We start from the raw sequence: 21,442 nt of genomic DNA on the forward strand, positions 1-21,442 counted from the left end.
TTTTTTAAGAACTTTTTTGTATGCCTTATCTTCATAAAATGGATAGAACCAACATTATATCAATTGCTAAAAGTACTTTAGAAATAGAAATTTCTGAACTTGAAAAATTAAAAAACAGAATTGATGACCAATTTGCCCGGGCTGTAGAGATCATCCATTCAGCAAAAGGGAAACTGATCGTAGTAGGAATAGGAAAATCGGCCCATGTTGGCAACAAGATCGTAGCGACATTAAATTCTACAGGTACACCATCACAGTTTTTACATGCCTCTGAAGCCATTCATGGAGATCTGGGAGTGATCCAGAAGCAGGATGTGGTTCTGTGCATCTCCAATTCCGGGAATTCTCCTGAGATCACGAACCTTGTTCCTTATTTGAAAGATTATTCTTCCGCTCTGATCGGAATGACAGGAAATAAGACCAGTAAACTGGCTGAATTCTCCGAAATTATCCTGGACACTCATGTAGATGTGGAAGCTTGTCCCAACAAATTGGCACCTACGAGCTCTACAACCATCCAGATGGCGCTGGGAGATGCTTTGGCAGTAGCTTTAATGGAGCTTAATGATTTTAAAGCGAATGATTTTGCCAAGTTCCATCCGGGAGGAAGTTTAGGAAAAAACCTGACCTCTAAAGTGGAACAGTTCCTTTCTTCACAAAAGCCTCAGGTTACAGAAGACGCTTCCATAAGAGATGTTATTATCTCTATCAGTGCTTCAAGCCATGGAATCACAGTCGTTACCAATGACGATCAGATCGTTGGGGTTATCACAGACGGAGATTTGAGAAGAATGCTGATGAAAGGAGAAGATATCAGCAAAGTTCTTGCTAAAGATATTATGTCTGCCCATCCGAGAACCATTGAGAAAGAAGCGCTTGCCAAACAGGCGATGAAGATCCTGAAAGAAAATAATATCGGACAGCTTGTAGTGACTGAAAACGGAAAATACTTCGGAATCATCGATCTTCATAAGCTGCTGGACGAAGGAATCAACTAATATCTTCATTAGTAACTTTCTGAAAATACATGTCCGGAATAATAAACGGGACTGCAGCAGAACTCTTAACAGAAATGGACGTTAAGGAAAGAGAATGTGACTTCAGTTTATACAGACCGAAATAATTTTAAATTCTAAAGGTCGGGCTTTTAATCAAATATTTCATAAATTTGTGCCTTTAAAAATATATTCTGTGAGTGATGGTAAAGACATGTCCTTTCTGGGGCATATTGGTGAATTAAGAGGACATCTTATCCGCTCGATTATTGCGATTATAATTGCTGCTTTTGCGGTTGGCCTCAATATCAACTGGATCATGGACCATATCTTTTTTGGTCCCACAAGAAATGATTTTCCTACTTTCAGGCTTGTTAATCACTTTTCGAGAATGATTTTAGGAGAAGACAGTATTCACCTTCCAAAGGATTTTCCTGTTCGTGTACAAAGGCTGTATCAGCAGTTCAATGTCATGATGGCTGTTTCTATTTTTGGAGGAATGGTGGCAGCATTTCCTTACATCGTATGGGAGCTGTGGCGATTTATCAGTCCTGCTTTACATCCGAGAGAAAAAAAGAATTCCATTTATATTATCAATGCCGTGTGGATGCTTTTTATGACAGGGGTCTTATGTGGTTACTTTTTAATTCTTCCATTTGCAGTCAATTTCGGGGTGATCTTTAAAATTTCAGACATTATCGTGCCACTTTATGATTTAAGCGACTATACAACTCTATTTTTGCAGGTGGTCCTGGGAATGGGTGTCATTTTCCTTTTTCCTATTCTGATCTATTTCCTTACCAGTATCGGGATTCTTACCCCTACATTTATGAAAACATATCGCCGTCATGCGATCGTTCTGATCATGGTAGTAGCTGCCATCATCACTCCCGCAGATGTTTTAAGCATGCTTATGGCTGCATTCCCTCTGCTTATCCTGTATGAGTTCAGTATTATGATGTGTACTTTCACCTATAAAAAGGTACAGAAAAGCAATAGCAATCTTCCCGCTGCGCAGTAAAGGAAGTTTTTATAATAAAGAATAGATATTTTTATAAAGTCTTTTTTTGACAGAACTAAATATAGTGCTAATCTTCCAACGGAGATTAGCATTTTTTGTATGCCCAACTTATCGATTTTCTTACTGCTGGAATAAGGAACAATCCTCGAATAATAACTTTACAATTTAATATAAAATATAGAATTAGGAATAATTAGTATAATTTATTTAAAAAAACAATAATAAAAGTACTATATTTATATCCATCAATACATTTATTCAAATCAATATGAAAAAGAGAATTATTTTTGTCTGTGCATTAGCCTTAGGCTTAACGGGTTTACAGGCCCAACGTTGGGAGCCGGTATCTGAAAAGGTCACTCCCATAAGAAAAGAAGTTAAGGTTCTATATGCCTACAAGTTTGACCTTGCTTCATTGAGAGATCAACTGAAAAATGCTCCGGAAGCAGGAAAAGGAGGAAATCCTGTAGTAGTTTCCTTACCTACGACAGACGGCAGAGTTGAACGGTTTTCTGTTTACAGTTCGCCGGTAGTAGAAAAATCTATGGCAGACCGTTATGAACTGGGCGCATACGCTGGTATCGGATTGGATAATCCTAACAAACAGATCAGATTCAGTACGGCTCCTAATGACTTTCAGTCTATGCTTTTTGATGCCAATACCGGAAAGTTTGAATTCATTGAGCCTGTAAATAAGGAGAAAGATATCTATGGAGTCTTTTTTAAATCCAACAAATCACATGAGGATCCGTTTGAATGTAGAACTTCAGAGCCTGAAAGCTCAAAGAAGGAAATGAGTAAGCTGTTACAGTCAAAAAACATACTGAATGGCTTAGGAAGTTTTCATAAAAATAATGAGCAAAAATACAGAACCTACAGAATTGCGATCTCTGTAAACGGGGAATACACCCAACTTGCAGGTGGTGTTCCACAGGCTGCCGCCCGTATCAACGCTACGATGAACCGTGTAAATGGTGTATTTGAGAAGGACTTCGGTATTCATATGATTGTTCAGGATTTACCACAACTTATATTTACTAATCCTGCCACTGATCCGTATTCAAATGTTATAACCAATCCAAATGGTACCTATAGCGCACCAAACTCATGGAATCTTCAGCTTCAGCAAACACTTACCAATACGGCAGGTGTAGGTAACGCAGCTTATGATATAGGGCATTTCTTTGGCCACAGAGGAGGTGGCGGAAGTGCCGGGGACGTAGGGAACGTATGCAGAAATCCTGTTAACAATAGTGATGCTACCTCAAAAGGAGCAGGAATTACTTCTCCTGCCACACCGGATGAGCCGTTCGGAGATAACTATGATATAGATTTTGTAGCCCATGAAATAGGACACCAGTTTGGCGCGGCTCACACCATGTCTATTGCCCTTCACGGTGCTCATATGGAACCTGGTTCAGGGTCTACCATCATGGGATATGCCGGAATCACCAACTATAATGTTCAGATGCATTCTGATGCTTATTTTCATACCAAGAACATTGAAGAAGTAGGTGTATATACCAATTCTCAGGACTGTGGTATCATTACTCAGGTCGCCAATACGCCTCCTGTAATACAGCCAATGGCCAGTAAAATAATTCCGAAAGGAACGGCTTTTGTCCTAACGGCTTCTGCAACAGATGCTCAAAATGATCCAATGACCTATACCTGGGAACAGTATGATCTGACCGCTTCCGCCTTCGGACCGGTGAGCGCAACCCGAAATAACGGGGCTAATTTCAGATCAATAATGCCTACAACATCTCCAACACGTTATTTCCCTAAATTATCAAACGTTATTAACGGTACTCTTACCAGTACCGCAGATTGGGAAACCGTAGCCAATGTACCCAGAACCATGAACTTTAAGGTAACCGTGAGAGATAATAATCCGAATGTTAACCAACAGCAAACTCAAAGCGGTTTGATGCAGGTCGACATAGGAAATGAAGGACCTTTTAAGCTAACTTCAACTACAGTTTATAATAATACACCGGGAGCAATTACATGGGATGTGGTAAATACCAATAACGCTCCTTATAATGTACAGAATGTCAAAATAGATTATACAACAGATAATGGGGCCACATGGACGGTAATCACTCCTTCTACTCCCAATGACGGAGCTGAGCCCTATTCATTTACTTCACTGGCAACCAACTCTGCAGTAAAAATAAGAGTAAGTGCTATTGATAACGTATTTTACGCCATAGGAAATGCTACTGTTTCCGCATCTGCGGATGCCTGTACTACAGCAGCTCCGACAGGAATTACAGTAACAGGAATTACAAGAACTTCCGCAACTGTAAAATGGACAGCCCTTCAGGGAGCTACCTATTCTTTAATGTACAGAAAAACAGGTACAGCAACCTGGACTACAGTTCCTGTATCAACAAATGCTTACAACATTTCCGGACTTACTGAATCTACTCAATATGAAGTGCAGATCGCTAATGTCTGCGGAGCAACAACAGGAAGTTATTCGGCTTCAACAAATTTCACGACTCTTTCATTTGCCAAGTGTAATATTACGGGAACAAATTCAGCTGATGAATATATCTCCAATGTTACCGTAACTCCGGTAGGAATGAGTCCTGTTTCAAACAGCAGCAGCAATACTCCTTATACTGATTATACTTCTGATCCTTCGAAATTGATTACTCTTGCGCTGGGCTCTTCAGGAAATTCAATCAGCATCACCAAAGCTTGGACGAGTCCAAGCCAATATAACGATGGAGTAACCGCATGGATTGATTTCAACAGAGATGGAGTCTTTTCTTCTTCTGAAGTTATCTATACTGGTCCCCCTAACATTATCACTCCTGTTTCCGGAACCTTCTCGGTACCTGCAGATGCCTATACAGGAGGAAATGTTATCATGAGGGTTGCATTAGGCTATGATGTCCAGCCAAACAGCGGATGCAGCAGTCTGCAATATGGTGAAGTTGAGGATTATCCAGTACTGATCCAGCAGCAACTTTCTACTAATGATGTAGTAAAAGATAAAGCATCGATTCAAATCTATCCTAATCCGGTAAGTGATGTATTAAATGTAACTCAGGTTTCATCCAAAGCACTGTTTACAATTACCAATATGGCAGGACAGAAAGTGATGAGCGGTCAGATTACAGATAATAAGATCTCTGTTTCAAGGCTAAGCACAGGAGCTTATATTATTTCAATTGAAGATAAAGGAACAACTTCAAATCTGAAATTCATCAAAAAATAAAACATTAGAATTTATTTAAAGCCCGGTTATTTTGCCGGGCTTTTTTATATCTCTTAATAATCAGTGACCATTTTTTATTTTCAGCGGGCAGGCTGTTAATTTAATTTTATATTTTTGAAAAGATTATTAATATAGTTTAAAAATGAAAAAGCTATCATATACACTTTTATTTGCATCGGGGCTCGTTTTCGGACAGTTTTTTGAGCAGGATAAGGTTTTCACCAAACAGGATACTTTAAAAGGTTCCAACACTTCATACCGGAATTTTTGGGATGTCAAGAAATATGATCTTTCCGTGGAACCTGATTTCGGAAAGAAAAGCATTAAAGGAAGCAATACAATAAGCTTTGAGATTATTAAAGATGTCACCAATCCTATATTCCAGATCGATTTGCAGCAGCCTATGAAAGCAGATAAGGTGACAGGTAGTTTTCCTATTGCAAGCTATAAACAGGATGGCGATTTTATCTTTGTAACGGCACATAAAAAGTTCAAAAAAGGAGAAAAATACACCATTGATGTCACCTATTCCGGAAATCCTACAATTGCTAAAAATGCGCCTTGGGATAGCGGCTGGGTCTTTACTGAAGATGAAAAAGGAAATCCCTGGATGAGTGTTGCCGATGAAGGAATCGGCGCTTCTATCTGGCTTCCGACCAAAGATATATGGAGCGATGAGCCGGATAATGGCATTGTCATGAAAATCATCACGCCCAATGATCTGGTAGGAGTAGGAAACGGAAGGCTTATCAACAAAAAAACGGAGGGCAGCAAAACCGCTTATACCTGGGAAGTCAAAAATCCGATCAACGCCTATTCCATCATTCCTAATATTGGTAAATATGTGAATTTTAAAGATACTTTTGATGGCGAAAAGGGAAAACTGGATCTGGATTACTGGGTGCTTGATTATAATCTCGAGAAGGCTAAAAAACAGTTTCAGCAGGTAAAACCTATGCTTTCGGCGTTTGAATACTGGTTTGGCCCTTATCCGTTCTATGAAGATTCATACAAGCTTGTTGATTCCCCATATCTGGGCATGGAGCATCAGAGTAACGTTGCTTATGGAAACGGTTATCAGAACGGCTACCGTGGAATGGATCTTTCCAAAACAGGAATCGGTCTTAACTGGGATTATATCATCATCCATGAAAGCGGCCACGAATGGTTTGCCAATAATATCACCGCAAAAGATCAGGCAGACATGTGGATTCATGAAAGCTTTACCATGTACTCCGAAGTTCTTTTCACAGAAAAATATATGGATAAAAAGTCCGCAGACCTCTATGCTGTAGGGATCAGACACAAAATTCAGAATGATGTCCCCATTATCGGAAAATACGGGGTAAGAAATGAAGGCAGCGGAGATATGTACCCCAAAGGAGCCAGCATGCTTCATACGATAAGACAGGTCATCAATAATGATGAAAAATTCAGACAGATTTTAAGAGGACTTGGTAAAGATTTTTATCATCAGACCGTTACGACCCAGCAGATTGAAGATTATATATCCTCAAAATCAGGAATCGATTTTTCAAGTGTTTTTGACCAGTATCTGAGAACCACAAAGATTCCTACTCTTGAATATTCTCAAAATGGCAATACTTTGAAATTCCGGTATACAGACGTAGTAAAAAATCTTAAACTGCCTGTCATTATCAACGGTGACCAAACGATCACTCCAGGTGAAAACTGGCAGACTGTAACGCTTAAAAAAAATACTCCGGTTGAATGGAACCAGAACTATTATATCAACTATAAGAACGTTCAATAATAAAACAGTAAAGGACAAATTCGCAGTCAGCAAATTTGTCCTTTACTGTTTTATTTCAAGTTTTTAAGAAAAGTTTAATATTTTTTTCGTAACAAAATGAGAAAAAAAGCAACTATTTAACTATAAGATTTAAACCTAATGAGAAAAATTGCAATTAGCTTGGGACTTTTTGCTGCTTTTTTAGCGAATGCACAGTCCATCAAAACAACCATTGACCTTGTCAATGTAAAAGACGATAAGGTTGCCGTTACTATGGAGTTTCCGAAAATGAAATCCGGTGACATCAAATTTCATTTTCCGAAAACAGTTCCCGGTACTTATTCCGTAGATGATTACGGAAGATTCATAGAGGGAATCAAATTCTATGATAACAAAGGAAAAGAGCTTACTTATACCAAAGTAAATGATAATACCTATTCACTGAAGAATGCCCAGAACCTGAGCAAGATCTCTTATCTGGTGAATGACAGTTTTGATGAGGAAATGGATACATCAAAACATAAAGCAGTGTTTTCTCCGTCAGGGACAGATATTGAACAGGGAAAAGTCTATATGATCAATACTCACGGATTCATTGGGTATATTGATAATATGCAGGATGTTCCTTATCAGCTGATCATCCAGAAGCCTGCTGATTTCTATGGTACGACAGCTTTGGTTGATCAGGATAAATCCGAATCTACGGATACCTATACCCTAGCCAATTATGCTAAAGTGACCGATTCGCCATTAATGTATACAAAGCCTGATTACATTACCTTCAATGCAGGAGGAATGGAGCTTGTGCTTGGAGTATATTCCCCGACAGGAAAATATAAAGCGGCAGACTTTAAAGATAATCTTGAAAAAATGGTTATTGCCCAGAAGAAATTCTTAGGGGATATGAATACCAATAAAAAGTATGCGATCATGCTCTACCTTGCAGGAGGAGACGGACCCAGAATCAAAGGATTTGGAGCATTAGAGCATCATGAGTCTACCAGCGTGGTCCTTCCCGAAGGCATGCCGAAAGAAGCTATTGACAATACAATTACGGATGTAGTTTCCCACGAGTTTTTCCATACCGTAAATCCTTTGAAGACCCATTCTGAAGAAATTCATTATTTCGATTATGCCAACCCTAAAATGTCCCAGCATCTGTGGATGTATGAAGGAGGAACGGAGTATTTCGCCAATTTATTCCAGATCCAGGAAGGTCTTATCGATAAAGAGCATTTCCTTCAAAGAATTGGTGAGAAAATTGCCAACTCCAAGAACTATGACGATACCATGCCGTTTACAGTAATGAGTAAAAACGTACTGCAGGAACCTTATAAGGACCAGTACAGAAATGTTTATGAAAAAGGAGCGCTTCTGGCCATGTGTCTTGATATTGAGCTGAGAAAACTTTCCAAAGGAGAAATGGGATATCGTGATATGATCAGAAAGCTTTCTCAAAGGTTCGGTGAAAACAAGCCTTTCAAAGATGATAAGCTGATCGATGAGCTGGTTACCGTAACCGGATACCCTCAGGTAAAAGACTTTTACAATAAATATATTGCCGGAAATCAGCCTACTCCTTACGCTGAATATCTCAATATGGTAGGAATAGATATACAGAAGCAGGAAAGCAATCCTATTTTCTGGTTTATCAAAGATCCTAACCAGACCGGTTTTGATGAGAAGAACAACGCGTTTGCTTTTGATGAAAATTCAGCCCTTTCGCCTTTCGCAAAAAGCATTGGGTTTAAAATCACCGACCAGGTACTTGCTTTGGATGGGAAAAATGTAGACATTAAAAAAATACAGGATTTTATTAGTTATACCCACACCATTAAGGATGGACAGGAAGTAACGGTAACGATCTTAAGAGACAATGCCGGAAAGAAAGAAAAAATGAACCTGAAAGGAAAAGCAATCCTTGATAAAATAACATTGGAAACGCCTGTATTTAAGGCCAGCCCAAGTCCGGAAGAATTGAAGCTGCAAACCCAGTGGCTCACTGGTAAAAAATAAAATTGAAAAAAAGAGGCTGTTCTATAAAGTTCAGCCTTTTTTATGCCTATTTTTCAGCACTAATGCAAATGTTTGTTCGTTAGTAATGCCATAAAAATAAAAACCTTATAGGTTTTAGAAACCTATAAGGTTTAAACTATTTCTGTTTCATTATAAAATAAAGAGAAAGTCAATATAGATTTTTAGATTGTATCAAACTACAGTCGGAAAACTTCAGTTTTTTGCTCACGAATGGAACTTCAGATCACGTTATTTTATATTTTTTTTATCGCTATTCTGAAAGTACTGCCCTTTCCTACTTCAGTCTGCGATATTTTAATATCCCCGTTATGGTACTCATGAATAACTCTTCTTGCCAATGACAACCCTAATCCCCAGCCTCGTTTTTTGGTAGAATATCCAGGTTTAAAAGCATTTCTGGCCTGCTGTTTTGTCATCCCGCTTCCATTGTCTTTTACTTCTACAAGAATATTTTTGTTTCTTTCAAATACGGACATGGTTATAGAACCTTCTCCTTTCATGGCATCCACAGCGTTTTTCACCAGGTTTTCGATCACCCAGCTCATCAGGATCTTGTTATGAGGTACCAGTAGTATATAGGTAGGAAGATGTAATGTAAAGTTGATTTTTCTGGAAATCCTGGTCTTCAGATAATCATAATTTTCCTGAATTGTCTCATTGAAATTCATATCATTCAGCTCAGGAACTGAGCCTATCTTTGAAAATCTTTCAGAAATCGTTCTCAGTCTCTCGATGTCTTTTTCTATCTCATTTACCCCTTCAGATTCGGGATTATCCAGTTTCATGATTTCCATCCAGCCGATCATTGAAGATAAGGGAGTCCCAATCTGATGCGCTGTTTCTTTAGCTAAGCCAGCCCAAAGATAACCTTCATCCGTCTTTTTGATCGTCCTGAAAAACCAGAAAGAAAAACCAAAATACAATAAAATAAAAAATCCTAAGATATAAGGAGAATACTGCAGGTTATTGAGCAGCCGTGAATTATCATAGTATACAAACTGATTATTACCATCCGGCACTTTGATTTCAATCGGATCATAATTCTTTTCCATATTTCTCATCAGAGCCTGCAGTTTTTCGGGGTCTTTTATCGTGCTTTCAGGAATATTCCTGTAATATCCCAGATCCAGAATCGGATTTCTGTATTTATCTGTTACAACGAACGGAATGGTATTGTTAATGTTCAGAATATCCGGCAGCAGATCCAGAACGTCCGTATCCGGAGTCTTGACCTCCTGCTGTATCCTTATCGCTTTGGAAAGGAGACTGATCCTTTTAATCTCCTCTTTTCTGAGAAAATTAATAAGCGATGTTGAAGCCACTACGATGGCAATTACCAAAGTAGTCATGACAACAAAAATGATCCAGTTATTCAGCCTGGTAAGTATGGATTTTCTCAAACGTATTTTATTTTAAAACATTCAGAATTTTCTGCAGCTCTGCACTTCCGCTACCCTGATAGTTGTTGATAATAATCGAAAATACATATTTTTTACCATCTTTTGCAGTATGATAGCCTGCAAAAGATTTAATGTCCCTCATGGTACCGCTTTTCATCTTCATACCATTGTCCTGCACCGGAAAGCCATCATAATACGCTTCAAACCATGACTGTTTTTTTGCATATAAAAGAGCCTGCACTTCAGCTTTTGCGGCAACGTAATTCTGTGGAGAAAGACCGCTTCCGTCTGCAAAATTGATCATATTGGAATTGATTCCTTTGGATTTCCAGAATTCTTTCAGGTAAGCAATACCGCTTTTAAAGCTCGGATTTCCTTTTTTCTCCTTGCCCAAAGTTTTAATTAAAGTTTCTCCATAAAGATTAACGCTTTTTCTTAAAAACCAATAAACAATTTTATCCAGAGTTGGAGACTGATAGGTCAGGATTATATTGCTCTTTGGCGCTTCTAATACCTGTTTTCCTTCTATTTCAAGTTGTGAATTGGTCACTGCTTTTCCGGAAAGTTCAATACCGGATTCCTTCAGCCACTGCTTTACTTCTGCTGCAAGCTGTAAGGGAGGATTAGGGGTAGAGCCGGAAACGGTTACCGTTTTTCCTCCGGGCAGCATCCCGTTGATCAGAGCTACATTGGAATGAGGAGCTGTAAAGATCAGACTCTGATCTGAACTTCCGCCTGTTTTCAGATCATTCAGCCATTGTACCCCTTCCAGAGGATAAGAAAAGCTTTTAAAATCTGTTCCGTTGATATTGATATCAAACTGATTTTCTCTCCAGTTGATCCCCCAGACCCCGGCACCATAATAATTCCCAAGGTCATCCCATGGCCATCCTCCCGGAATTGTCTGATGGTCGAAATAAGAATCATCAATCACCAGATCACCGGATATTTTTTTAATTCCCGAACTTTTCAGAGCTTCCACCAGTTTCTTTTTAAAGCTTTCAGGTTTATAAGCATCATACCGCCAGCTTCCCAACGTAGGATCTCCATTGGAACTGATGAAAAGATTCCCGTTTAAAGTTCCTCCTGATATACTTCCGGAATAGCTTGAAGTGGTAGTATAGGTATAGTTTTTTCCTAAAGCTTCCAAAGCCGCTCCGGCCGTAAAAATCTTTTGCGTAGAAGCGGTAGAAAGTCCTTTATTTCCCTGGTATTCATATATAAAGTTGCCATTTTCATCCGAAACATAAAATGACAGACTGGAAGCAACCGCTCCTGAAGAGTCCATAAGATCTTTGGTTACTTTATCTAATTTCTGAGCTATATTCTGAGCAGAGACAACCTGTACTGAGAGCATGAGTCCTGCAAGTGTTTTTTTCATTACATTGTAGTTTGGTTCTACTTCGCTGATGGTTTGGGATTCTGCTTATTACAGCCGGCCTGCAAGAGCCAGTCCCTGAGCATTTTTATATTTAAAATCGTATCAAATATAGTTAAAAATGTATCTTTTCCTATTTCCGGAGATCATGATATCAATAATTGATTTTTTTGATCCGGATAATGATTCAGGCATCAAGTCATTTCATCCGGAACCTAAGATTACATCTATAAACCGGTCAATTTCTTCGGCTTCACTACAGTAAACTTCCGGCCTCTATCTCATAAGGTTCTCTATCTTTTTCAAAGATCCTGGTAAGCTCACTTCCTTCAACGGTAATCGTTTCACCCATCCTTCTGATCCAGTTTCCTTCTCTGAGGCCTATCACTTTGATGTCATTTTGGGTCAGGAATTCTTTAATACGGGTTTCTCTGGTTTCCCCATTGTGTTTCAAATCAGGATTCGGATCCAGGTAATGCGGATTGATATTGAACGGAACCAACCCCATACAGTCAAAACTTGGCGGATAAACGATCGGCATATCATTCGTGGTTTTCATGTTCTGTCCTCCGATATTGCTTCCGGCACTGCATCCCAGATAAGCTTTTCCATTGGATACGTTTTCTTTTAAAACAGACATCAGCCCTTCTTCATGCAGGGTTTTAACCAACAAAAATGTATTTCCGCCTCCTGCAAAATAGCCTTTCGCCTGGTTTAAGGCAGCCGTTTTATCTTCAAATTCATGAAGTCCTCTCACTTTTATATTGATCGTTTCGAAAAAAGAACGTGCTTTTGCGGTGTAATCGTCATGGGAAATACCTCCGGGTCTTGCAAAAGGAATAAAAACAATTTCGTCAATTCCTGTATATAATTGGATTAATTCTTCTCTTAAATATTCCAGATATTCACCACCAAAAATTGTGGATGTTGAGGCTAATATGATATTCATATAAAATTATATTGATTATAAAAAAAGTTGAAAGCAAAGATAAACCCAAACATCAAGAATCAAAAATTAAACTAAAAAAAACACGGAACCCGTTAATATTTTCTAAAAAAACTTAAAGCTTCTAAAATTTGAGCTTTTGTGGAATTATTATTGAATTTTAAGATTCCAGAATTTTAAAAATAAGAATATGAAAATGGCTAACGTTAAAATTAAAAATCTATTTTTAGGTTTGATACTTGTGGGAAGTGCAGGTTTTATAAATGCTCAGACGACTCAGACAGACAGTGTAAATAATACGGCTGCTACAAGTCAGGCAAACCCGACTATTGAAGGTCTTAAAAAGCAAATTGAGGCCAATCCGAACGATACTGAATCATTAGCAAAATTAGCTGCTGCATATCAGGAAGCTTCAGACTGGACAAATGCAATTGATACCTGGAAAAAAATATCTGTATTGCTACCGGACTGGGCTCCATCTTATTACAGTCAGGCATACGCCTATCAGGCTGCTAAAGATGATGCCAATGCAAAGATCGCTTATGAAAAATATATTGCCACAGTAAAACCGGAAGAAGTGGAGCAAAATAAGAAGAACCTGGCCTATGCCTATTTCTATATTGCCTTTACAGAGCAGCAAACCGACCCTGCCAAAGCAAAAGAACATATTGCCAAATCAATACAATATGATCCTACCAACGAGGATGCTATAAAACTCAGCAAAGCTTTAAATTCATAAAAACCAAATCCGGAAGTTTTTTTCCGGATTTTTTATTGTTTCTGAATCATTCATTATAATTGATCTCACATTTCCCCCTTAGCATTCTCTAAAGCCTCCCACCTGAAGTCTTTGCTCTTTATTCTTTATTCTTACCCTCCTCTATCTTCTTCCCAAAAAAATCCGTCTCACCATGCAGATGCCGGATGATCTTTTCAATATTCCGCTGAATGCCGGCTTCCGTTTTCAGGTTATTGATGTAGCGGATGAGCTCATGTTTCCTGGAGGGGGTCAGCTTCCCGAAATTGGCTGTAGCAAGGGTACTTTCTTTGATAGCCTGTTCCAGTTGAGGATGAATGGCAATGCTTCTGTCCATATCATCATATTCCAGCATCACTTCAATAGCTTCCCCAATTCTTTTAGGTGAATTTTTCAGCATTATTGCATTCACATACAGCCTCCATTCTCCTAAATATTTCATCAGGTTCTGTTGGAATTCTTTTCCATTGATGCTCCCTTTTACCGGAATAGGGCTCTTATTCCTTTTTGAATCTTCAAAAATCTTATCCAGAATTTCTTCAGGAACGAAAACAAAAGGATTGATCCCGATGATTTCCAATGTAGCGGTGAAACTGTTATTTTTCATAATGACAAAAGTTAGAAGCTAGAAGCCAGAAGCCAGAAGCCAGAAGCAAAATTAATTATTGTTGTTCAACTAGAGCAATTTTTTTTAATCACTCCCTGATTCTCAAACTCTAAAACGCTCAAACGCTCCCACTCTATTAGTCTCAAACCCGAATCCCGCCACCCAAAAATCATACTCAAGAACTCAATTAAAACCCTTATCTTTGCAGAAATAAATCTATTTATCAAAATGAAATTTTTTATTGACACAGCTAATTTAGAGCAAATCAAGGAAGCAAGAGACCTTGGAATTTTAGATGGTGTAACGACCAACCCTTCATTAATGGCTAAGGAAGGTATTCAGGGTGCTGAAGCAATCAAAAACCATTACAAAACGATCTGTGAACTTGTAGAAGGTGATATTTCTGCAGAGGTACTTTCCACTACTTATGAAGAAATGATCAAAGAAGGAGAAGAATTGGCTGCAATCCACGAAAATATCGTAGTAAAGATCCCAATGATCAAAGACGGGATCAAAGCTTTAAAATATTTTTCTGACAGAGGCATCAAAACCAACTGTACGCTTATTTTCTCACCCGGACAGGCTCTTTTGGCGGCAAAAGCAGGAGCAACTTATGTTTCTCCGTTCCTTGGAAGATTAGATGATATTTCTACTGACGGTTTAAACCTTATCCAGGAGATCAGATTAATTTTCGATAACTATATGTTCGAAACTGAAATCCTGGCAGCTTCTATCCGTCATTCAATGCACATCATCGACTGTGCTAAAATCGGAGCTGATGTTATTACATCTCCACTTCCTCCGATCTTGAGCTTATTAAAGCATCCTTTGACTGACAGCGGATTGGCACAGTTTATCGCGGATTCTCAGAAATTAGCATAAGAACTGGCAAGCAGCTTAATATAATATTCCCGGAACTTCGTTCCGGGAATATATTTTTTAACGACCCCCACTGCCACCACATGTGTTTTAAATCTTAAGATAATATAAAAAATACAGCATGATCAATAATCATACTGTATTTTTCAAACAGAACACGGCTTATTACTTATACAGTTCCGGTTCTATCTTATTATTGTTTTTTAACTGTTCCTCTTTGGCTCTTTTTTCAATATTCCTGTACATTTCATTCACGTCAATACTTTTCCCATCCTGGTTTTTCATTTGTACAACAGCACCTGCAGGAAGAGTGCTCATAGTTTGCTTCATATCTTTTGTAGGATCAGCAAGATAATCCTTCCATGCTTTTTTAAACTGCTTTTTGCTGACCTCTATTTCTTTCCCTCCTAAGCCAATCATCGTGAGACCCGGTATCTGAATATCTTCTTCTGCTGCAGCTTCCGTTTTCCTGTTTCCAATTAAAGTCATAACATGCGAGCCTGTTTTATCCTCAATTTTAACGATAAGTCCCGGTAATCCATAGAATTTATAGGGGCCGTCCTGGAATGGGATATCTGTAGAAAACCAGGCGGTCCAGCTTCTGCCTCCATAATTGGTAATTGCTTTCTGGGTATTGTATTCTCCAATTTTCTCCTTTTCAGGCAGAATTTTCCATTCAGGTTTCTGATCCTCGGCTATTTTATAAGTTGTATTCCCTATCTTTTCAGAAAAAGAAACACTGTACTCCGGGTACTTTTTTATGACCGTTGTAAAAATCGTTCCCGGCTTCATATTTTTCCTGATATTAATACTTCCTCCGAACCCTCCTTTCATTTGCTTGGCAATATCTGCTTTTGTCGTTGAGTCGGAAACAAATTTTTCACGGCTGTAATATTTGGATCCGCTTTTATCAATATCCAGAAGCATGATATCACTTTTCACATCCGCTTTACTGGTAGAATCCGAAATATATTTATAGTCATAAAAGAATCTGTTGACCTGTGCATTGGCGAAGACACTTAAAAAGACTAATAAAATCAAATAATTTCTTTTCATAATTTTATTCTATGTTAATAAAAAGCTTTGCCAATATAAACTGACAAAGCTTAGTGGAACTTTATTTCTTTGTCTGAACTTTTATCTCTCCGCTCACCTTACCATTATCAGAATTTTTATTGACATGAACAGAAGCTATTTCATCCGGTTTCAATGCCTTCATTTCTTCTTTTGTGGATTCCTTGCCGTTGATATAAATTTTCATATCATCTCCATTATATCTGAAGTTTTTCACTCCATTCATCGTGATATTTCCATTATTATCTTTTCTGATATGATCTGCATACATCAACATATGCGGAGTTTCAGCACCTTGGTTGTTAAAGTTGGTAGCACTTTTATAGAAATATACATTTCTGTTATTTCCTTCCAAGGCTCTTCTTTCAGCTTCCAGTTTCGCTCTTTCCCCTTCAAGCTTTGCTCTCTTTTCTTCCAGCTTAGCCCTTTTTCTGTCGAGCTCCGCTCTTTTTTTGGCCGTTGCTGCAGATTCTTCCGTTTTTTTGGCAGATCTGTAAGCCACTTCAGATTCCGGAGTCCATTTCATATCCTGCAGCCCTTTAAATGTATAAACTTTTACCTTGGGTGCTTTTGGAGAGTTAGGTGCCGGAGGAGGAGATGGCACATCAAATTCGAAATTCATTTCCGGGATTTCGATATTCATATTTTCGATTTCCTTTACCTGCTTTTTCCATTCATCGGATTTAAAGAAATCATTGATATTCATATCTTTTCCATTCATTCTGATGGTCATCGACCTTTTTATGAAGTCATCTGAGCTCGCAATTTTACCGATCTCTTCGGAAAGGTCCCCGATCTCATTTACTTTCTTTTCAAACTCTTTGCTTTCCGGCTTAAGTGTTTTCAAAGCTTTACTTTTTTCTTCGATCTTTTTACTTAAATCGGCAATCTTTTTTTCATCTCCGAATTTCCTGATCTTCCGTGAGATCATCGTATCTTTAAGCTTACCGGGTGAAACCGTATCTTTTATCGTACCTTTTACAGATTGGAAAACAGCTTTCTCTATAGCCAGATTGTTTCTTTCAATTTCTTTATTTTTGGCGTTCACCAGATAGGCAAAGGCTACTGAAAATAAAACCGGCAATGCAAAAATTCTTCGCGCATATCCGAACTTGGTTTTGGGTTTTTGTAACATCTTAAGTCTTTTTTTAAGGTTTGAACTTAGAAACGGACTGGCAGCAGGCAACTGTGTTCCGGAAAAGTGGCTTGCTAAAAGCATCTGCGCAAATGCTTTGGTGTCCGAATGTTTTACGGCTTTTTTATCAGCCAGATATTCATGGATTAGATTAATTTCTCTTTTAATGATATGAAAAAACGGATTGAACCAGAAAACAGCGGTAGTGATTTCAATAAGGATCTTATCAAAGGAATGTTTCTGTTCAATATGGACCATTTCATGCTTTAGGATCTGTTTTCCAAGATCAGAATTCAGTGTAATCGAATTCTTCCAGAAAAGATTTCTAAAGTAGGAAAAGGGGGCTTCGGTCAGATCTGTACGGTAAAAGTTGATCCCGTCAAAACTCTCTTTCTGAAACTGTTTTTTAAACTTCTGGATCTTAAAGATCCCATAAGCCAATCTTCCTAAAAAATAGAAAGAAACCAGTCCCAGAGCTGAAAAAATAATGTTAAAATAAAGGTTACCATTGTCTATATTTTTTTCTGTATTAAAATTCTGAATCCTGTCAAGAAGCATATAAATATCACTGTTCACTTCTATTGTGAAATCATCTACCTTGATAAGCGGCAGCAACAGCGATATCAGCATGGCAGACAACAAATAAAATCTGTTATAATGATGGAATGTCTTGTCTTTTAAAGACAACTGATAATACAGAAACATTACACCGGAACATAAAATTATTTTCCCAAAATATAAAAGTATTGCTTCCATGGCTCTTTAGTCTTTGTTTTTGAGTTCATCCAATAGCATTTCAAGGTCCTCCACCGTCATTTCATTTTTTTCTACCAGAAACGAGACGGCACTTTTATAAGAGCCTTTAAAATAGTTTTTTACAAGACTTTTCATTGTCTTTCCTGAATACTGTTCCTTGGAAACCAGCGGGAAATACTCATGCTGCCTTCCATGGACACGATAGTCTACAAACTCTTTATCCTTCAATACTTTTAAAATGGTAGAGACTGTGTTTGTATGCGGCTTCGGTTCCGGAAAAAGATCAAGAACGTCCTTAAGGAATCCTTTTTCGATTTTCCATAAATACTGCATTACCTGTTCTTCTGCTTTTGTTAAAGTCTGAATTTTCATATCCTGTTCATTTAATCATTAATGTGATAAAAGATTTTTTACCATTAAAATCCATATCACTAAGAAATTAGTTATACAAATGTAGAAATAAAATTGAATCAAACAACTATTTTTTTAGTGATAACCCAAGCTATAAACATAACTATTTGAAAATCAAATAAATAAAAACAGTTAAAATATGTTATTTTTTTTAGAAATGAAATTATTTCCTGCTTAATTAACAGAAAATCACTTAATAACATTAATTTTTAAGCCTATTTAATTTCAGTTCGGATAAGACATTTGTTTGAAACAGGATTAGAGAACAGTCAGGATAAGAACATGAATCTGGTGATTCATTCATAATTTCAATTACAAAAATTACTTAAATAAAGACATTAAACTCACCATTTATACAACAATGAATAAGTTGTATTGTAAATTTGTTAATTTTTATTAAATAAAATTAAAATGAATTTGTTTTAACCGGGAAATTATATTTATTTTAGTGCTTTAAAAATTTCTCATGAAAAGATATAATTTATTGATTGTACTATTACTGCTCATTTTTAACGTTACTACAGCACAAAAGAAAAAATCTCCGGCTGCTGACCTTAGCATACTAAAAGATACAAAATCAAAGATCGAAGCCACCGTTCCCCTGGTCATCCAGCATCTTCAGGCCATTGCGACAAAAGAAAGCGATAATAATATTCTTACCAACGGGAAAATTGTTGTGGGTAAAGAATACGGTATCCTTGAATCTGAATGGTTCCTGTACAGAAATAATATGAAAAGCTGTATCCTGAACAACTCTTCAAAAAAAGCTAAGAAATGTATGGACTACCATACTCAATATCTGAGAAATACCCTTATCAATTACAGTAACTACATTACAAACCTGACCAGAAAGAACGGATATCTGGGAGTGGAAGGTGATACTAAATTTGATTTTAAGCCTGCTGATATCGCTACCAAATTAAGTGAAGCTTACTTTAATGCTAGTGACGCTTCTGCAAGAATGAAAGCAGATCAGAAAAGAGAATTTTTGGGACAGACCATGTCTGATGACAATCAACTGACTCCTTATGCTCAGTTGGCCCAATAATATATAAGTCACATCTAAAAAAATAAAAAAGAGAACTGCGATGGCAGTTCTCTTTTTATTTAAAGCAAAAAACCTCCGTCAAAAAAAGCAGTTTTGTGGTACTAATCATAAAACTTAGGGAAAAAGTAGAAAATAGGACGGAGATTTTTTTGCATATACTCTACAGGCCAACTGTCCTACCCATGACCTGTAAGAGATTCACAAAAATAGAACTATGCTTTTGTCCCATAAAAGAATAAGCGTAGAATTAAGTGGTTATTGTTGTAGAAATAATTCTACTTTAAGAAAAAGTCCGAATGCTTGAAGCTAGTTTTCTTAGCTAATGGCCCCAATTGATTCAGCCTTTATAAACCAGCAATGACTTTTGTATTTTCCGGCAAACACAACCGATCATCATTCCAATGTTCTTATATTAACTTCCACCAATGATAACAAGCTTCTTTCAAAATAAGTAAAACCTGGTTGCAGCTATTCTTTCACCCCTCAATAACTTTTATTTTCCAGCCTCAGATTTCCTTAATACCGCACGTTTCGGATTTTATACTTATCGGTGACTTCAGATCTTTGCAGTATAAAAACAAATAATGGCAGATCTCCTTCAAAAAATAAAAAATACAGACTGGCAACGTATTACCAAAGAAATGCATCAGAGCGGCTATGCTGTGATCTCTGATTTATTATCCGGTGATGAATGTGAAATATTGAAATCAGGGTATCATCATCCTGATCTGTACCGCAAAACAGTTATAATGGCACGCCACCGGTTTGGTCTGGGTGAATATAAATATTTTAATTATCCTTTACCTGAACTAATTCAAACGATAAGAACCAATATCTATCCCTATCTGGCTGCTATTGCCAATTCATGGTTTAAAGCTTTGCACATTACCACTTCTTTTCCACCAGAACATGCTGAATTTTTACAACAATGTCATATTAACGGCCAGCAGAAAGCAACCCCTTTAATTTTAAAATATGAAAAGGGAGGCTTCAATACCTTACATCAGGATTTGTATGGAGAGGTCTATTTCCCCATTCAGATCGTTTTAATGCTGAGTGAGCCTGATATAGATTTTACAGGGGGAGAATTTATCCTTACCCAGCAGGTTCCGAGAGCCCAGTCAAAAGCTGTTGTTTTAAAACCTCAAAAGGGAGATGTCATTATTTTCACTACACATTTTAAACCAGAAAAAGGGACTAAGGGCTATTACAGGGTCAATATGAAACATGGCGTAAGTGAAATCCGTGAAGGAAGCCGCTATGCTCTGGGGATTATTTTCCATGATGCCAATAACTAATGCAGTAAGCTGGAAGCTACTGTCGGACAGCAGGCTTTTACTCGTTATTTTTGGAAATATTTTTCAGCAATCATTAATAAAAGGCCAACCCCGATTATCTCTTAAGACCTCAATAAGCTTCCGGCTTCCAGCCTCCATCTTCTTTTCCTAAAAAACATGATACAGCATTTACAAATATCCTCCATTGAGCTGAAAAGTAAAATCCACAGCCGGGAAATCCGTTTCGGAGGAAATAAAAAACTAAAAATATACGGCTTGCTCAATTGTACTTCAGGAAAAAGAATGAAAAGGGAAAACCGGGTTTTCTTTAAGGATGAGAAAGAAGCCATACAAAATAATTACCGTCCTTGCGGGCATTGTATGAGAGAAGCGTATAGGCAATGGAAAAACAATGAGTATTGAAGTACCTGATGAACTAAAACAAAAAAGAGAAGCATATTATATTGCTTCTCTCGTTTAGTAGCGGGAACCGGACTCGAACCGATGACCTTCGGGTTATGAGCCCGACGAGCTACCTACTGCTCCATCCCGCGGTGTATTTTTAGAGTGTTTACCGACAACACTTGCTTAGTAGCGGGAACCGGACTCGAACCGATGACCTTCGGGTTATGAGCCCGACGAGCTACCTACTGCTCCATCCCGCGGTGTATTTTTAGAGTGTTTACCGACAACACTTGCTTAGTAGCGGGAACCGGACTCGAACCGATGACCTTCG

At 37.8% G+C, this 21,442-nt stretch carries 17 protein-coding genes and 2 tRNA genes; 10 read left to right on the forward strand and 9 right to left on the reverse strand.

Translation table 11 applies throughout. The features are described from left to right. The first annotated feature begins 38 nt into the window (after positions 1–38). The 5 genes from AC4IF5_RS08560 (at position 39) to AC4IF5_RS08580 (ending at position 9,017) form a co-directional block, all read left to right on the forward strand. Entirely contained in the window at positions 39–998 is a 960-nt protein-coding gene (locus AC4IF5_RS08560) for a KpsF/GutQ family sugar-phosphate isomerase (protein ID WP_490733547.1), read from the forward strand. 193 nt (positions 999–1,191) lie between these two features. Beyond that, positions 1,192–2,016, forward strand: coding sequence for a twin-arginine translocase subunit TatC (gene tatC / locus AC4IF5_RS08565; protein ID WP_490733549.1), 825 nt, complete (start codon positions 1,192–1,194; stop codon positions 2,014–2,016). 268 nt (positions 2,017–2,284) lie between these two features. Continuing rightward, positions 2,285–5,248 (forward strand): reprolysin-like metallopeptidase, encoded by a 2,964-nt coding sequence (locus AC4IF5_RS08570; protein ID WP_490733551.1) that lies wholly within the window; start codon positions 2,285–2,287, stop codon positions 5,246–5,248. 142 nt (positions 5,249–5,390) lie between these two features. Then, a complete protein-coding gene (locus tag AC4IF5_RS08575) occupies positions 5,391–7,022 on the forward strand; it encodes a M1 family metallopeptidase (protein ID WP_490733553.1) in 1,632 nt (543 codons plus the stop codon). 138 nt (positions 7,023–7,160) lie between these two features. Beyond that, the gene (locus AC4IF5_RS08580) at positions 7,161–9,017 is read left to right on the forward strand and encodes a M61 family metallopeptidase (RefSeq protein ID WP_490733555.1); all 1,857 of its coding nucleotides are present in this window, start codon (positions 7,161–7,163) and stop codon (positions 9,015–9,017) included. Between the two features lie 254 nt (positions 9,018–9,271). On the opposite strand, the gene AC4IF5_RS08585 is transcribed toward AC4IF5_RS08580, so the two are convergent. The 3 genes from AC4IF5_RS08585 to pepE form a co-directional block, all read right to left on the reverse strand. Next, on the reverse strand, positions 9,272–10,438 hold the full coding sequence (locus AC4IF5_RS08585; RefSeq protein ID WP_490733557.1) for a sensor histidine kinase: 1,167 nt from the start codon (positions 10,436–10,438) through the stop codon (positions 9,272–9,274). A 7-nt stretch (positions 10,439–10,445) separates the two neighbouring features. Further along, a complete protein-coding gene (gene dacB, locus AC4IF5_RS08590; protein ID WP_490733559.1) occupies positions 10,446–11,819 on the reverse strand; it encodes a D-alanyl-D-alanine carboxypeptidase/D-alanyl-D-alanine endopeptidase in 1,374 nt (457 codons plus the stop codon). A 253-nt stretch (positions 11,820–12,072) separates the two neighbouring features. Next, on the reverse strand, positions 12,073–12,765 hold the full coding sequence (gene pepE / locus AC4IF5_RS08595) for a dipeptidase PepE (RefSeq protein ID WP_490733561.1): 693 nt from the start codon (positions 12,763–12,765) through the stop codon (positions 12,073–12,075). 187 nt (positions 12,766–12,952) lie between these two features. Here pepE and AC4IF5_RS08600 point away from each other — a divergent pair, with 187 nt between their 5' ends. Then, positions 12,953–13,501 carry a tetratricopeptide repeat protein gene (locus tag AC4IF5_RS08600; RefSeq protein ID WP_490733563.1) on the forward strand — a complete coding sequence of 183 codons (549 nt, stop codon included), beginning with the start codon at positions 12,953–12,955 and terminating at the stop codon, positions 13,499–13,501. Positions 13,502–13,619: 118 nt separating this feature from the next. Here the strand turns inward: AC4IF5_RS08600 and AC4IF5_RS08605 are convergent, their stop codons facing one another. Next, entirely contained in the window at positions 13,620–14,126 is a 507-nt protein-coding gene (locus tag AC4IF5_RS08605; protein WP_490733565.1) for a YdeI/OmpD-associated family protein, read from the reverse strand. 228 nt (positions 14,127–14,354) lie between these two features. Between AC4IF5_RS08605 and fsa the strand changes: the two genes are divergently transcribed. Continuing rightward, positions 14,355–15,008, forward strand: coding sequence for a fructose-6-phosphate aldolase (gene fsa / locus AC4IF5_RS08610; protein WP_490733567.1), 654 nt, complete (start codon positions 14,355–14,357; stop codon positions 15,006–15,008). Between the two features lie 162 nt (positions 15,009–15,170). Here fsa and AC4IF5_RS08615 read toward each other — a convergent pair whose 3' ends face one another. The 3 genes from AC4IF5_RS08615 to AC4IF5_RS08625 form a co-directional block, all read right to left on the reverse strand. After that, positions 15,171–16,061 carry a GLPGLI family protein gene (locus AC4IF5_RS08615; RefSeq protein ID WP_490733569.1) on the reverse strand — a complete coding sequence of 297 codons (891 nt, stop codon included), beginning with the start codon at positions 16,059–16,061 and terminating at the stop codon, positions 15,171–15,173. Between the two features lie 61 nt (positions 16,062–16,122). After that, entirely contained in the window at positions 16,123–17,970 is a 1,848-nt protein-coding gene (locus AC4IF5_RS08620; RefSeq protein WP_490733571.1) for a M56 family metallopeptidase, read from the reverse strand. A 6-nt stretch (positions 17,971–17,976) separates the two neighbouring features. Further along, positions 17,977–18,342: a BlaI/MecI/CopY family transcriptional regulator gene (locus AC4IF5_RS08625; RefSeq protein ID WP_202838784.1), complete on the reverse strand. Its 366-nt coding sequence runs from the start codon at positions 18,340–18,342 to the stop codon at positions 17,977–17,979. A gap of 505 nt (positions 18,343–18,847) precedes the next feature. Between AC4IF5_RS08625 and AC4IF5_RS08630 the strand changes: the two genes are divergently transcribed. The 3 genes from AC4IF5_RS08630 (at position 18,848) to AC4IF5_RS08640 (ending at position 21,129) form a co-directional block, all read left to right on the forward strand. Next, positions 18,848–19,429, forward strand: a complete 582-nt coding sequence (locus AC4IF5_RS08630) for a hypothetical protein (RefSeq protein ID WP_490733572.1) — start codon at positions 18,848–18,850, stop codon at positions 19,427–19,429. Positions 19,430–20,013: 584 nt separating this feature from the next. After that, positions 20,014–20,727, forward strand: a complete 714-nt coding sequence (locus tag AC4IF5_RS08635) for a 2OG-Fe(II) oxygenase (protein WP_490733574.1) — start codon at positions 20,014–20,016, stop codon at positions 20,725–20,727. Between the two features lie 156 nt (positions 20,728–20,883). Next, a complete protein-coding gene (locus tag AC4IF5_RS08640; RefSeq protein ID WP_490733576.1) occupies positions 20,884–21,129 on the forward strand; it encodes an Ada metal-binding domain-containing protein in 246 nt (81 codons plus the stop codon). A gap of 58 nt (positions 21,130–21,187) precedes the next feature. Here AC4IF5_RS08640 and AC4IF5_RS08645 read toward each other — a convergent pair. Next, positions 21,188–21,260: transfer RNA gene (locus AC4IF5_RS08645), tRNA-Met, on the reverse strand. Between the two features lie 38 nt (positions 21,261–21,298). Next, positions 21,299–21,371 (reverse strand) — tRNA-Met (locus AC4IF5_RS08650). Between the last annotated feature and the right edge of the window lie 71 nt (positions 21,372–21,442).

It is taken from the genome of Chryseobacterium sp. UF-290 (assembly GCF_058245615.1).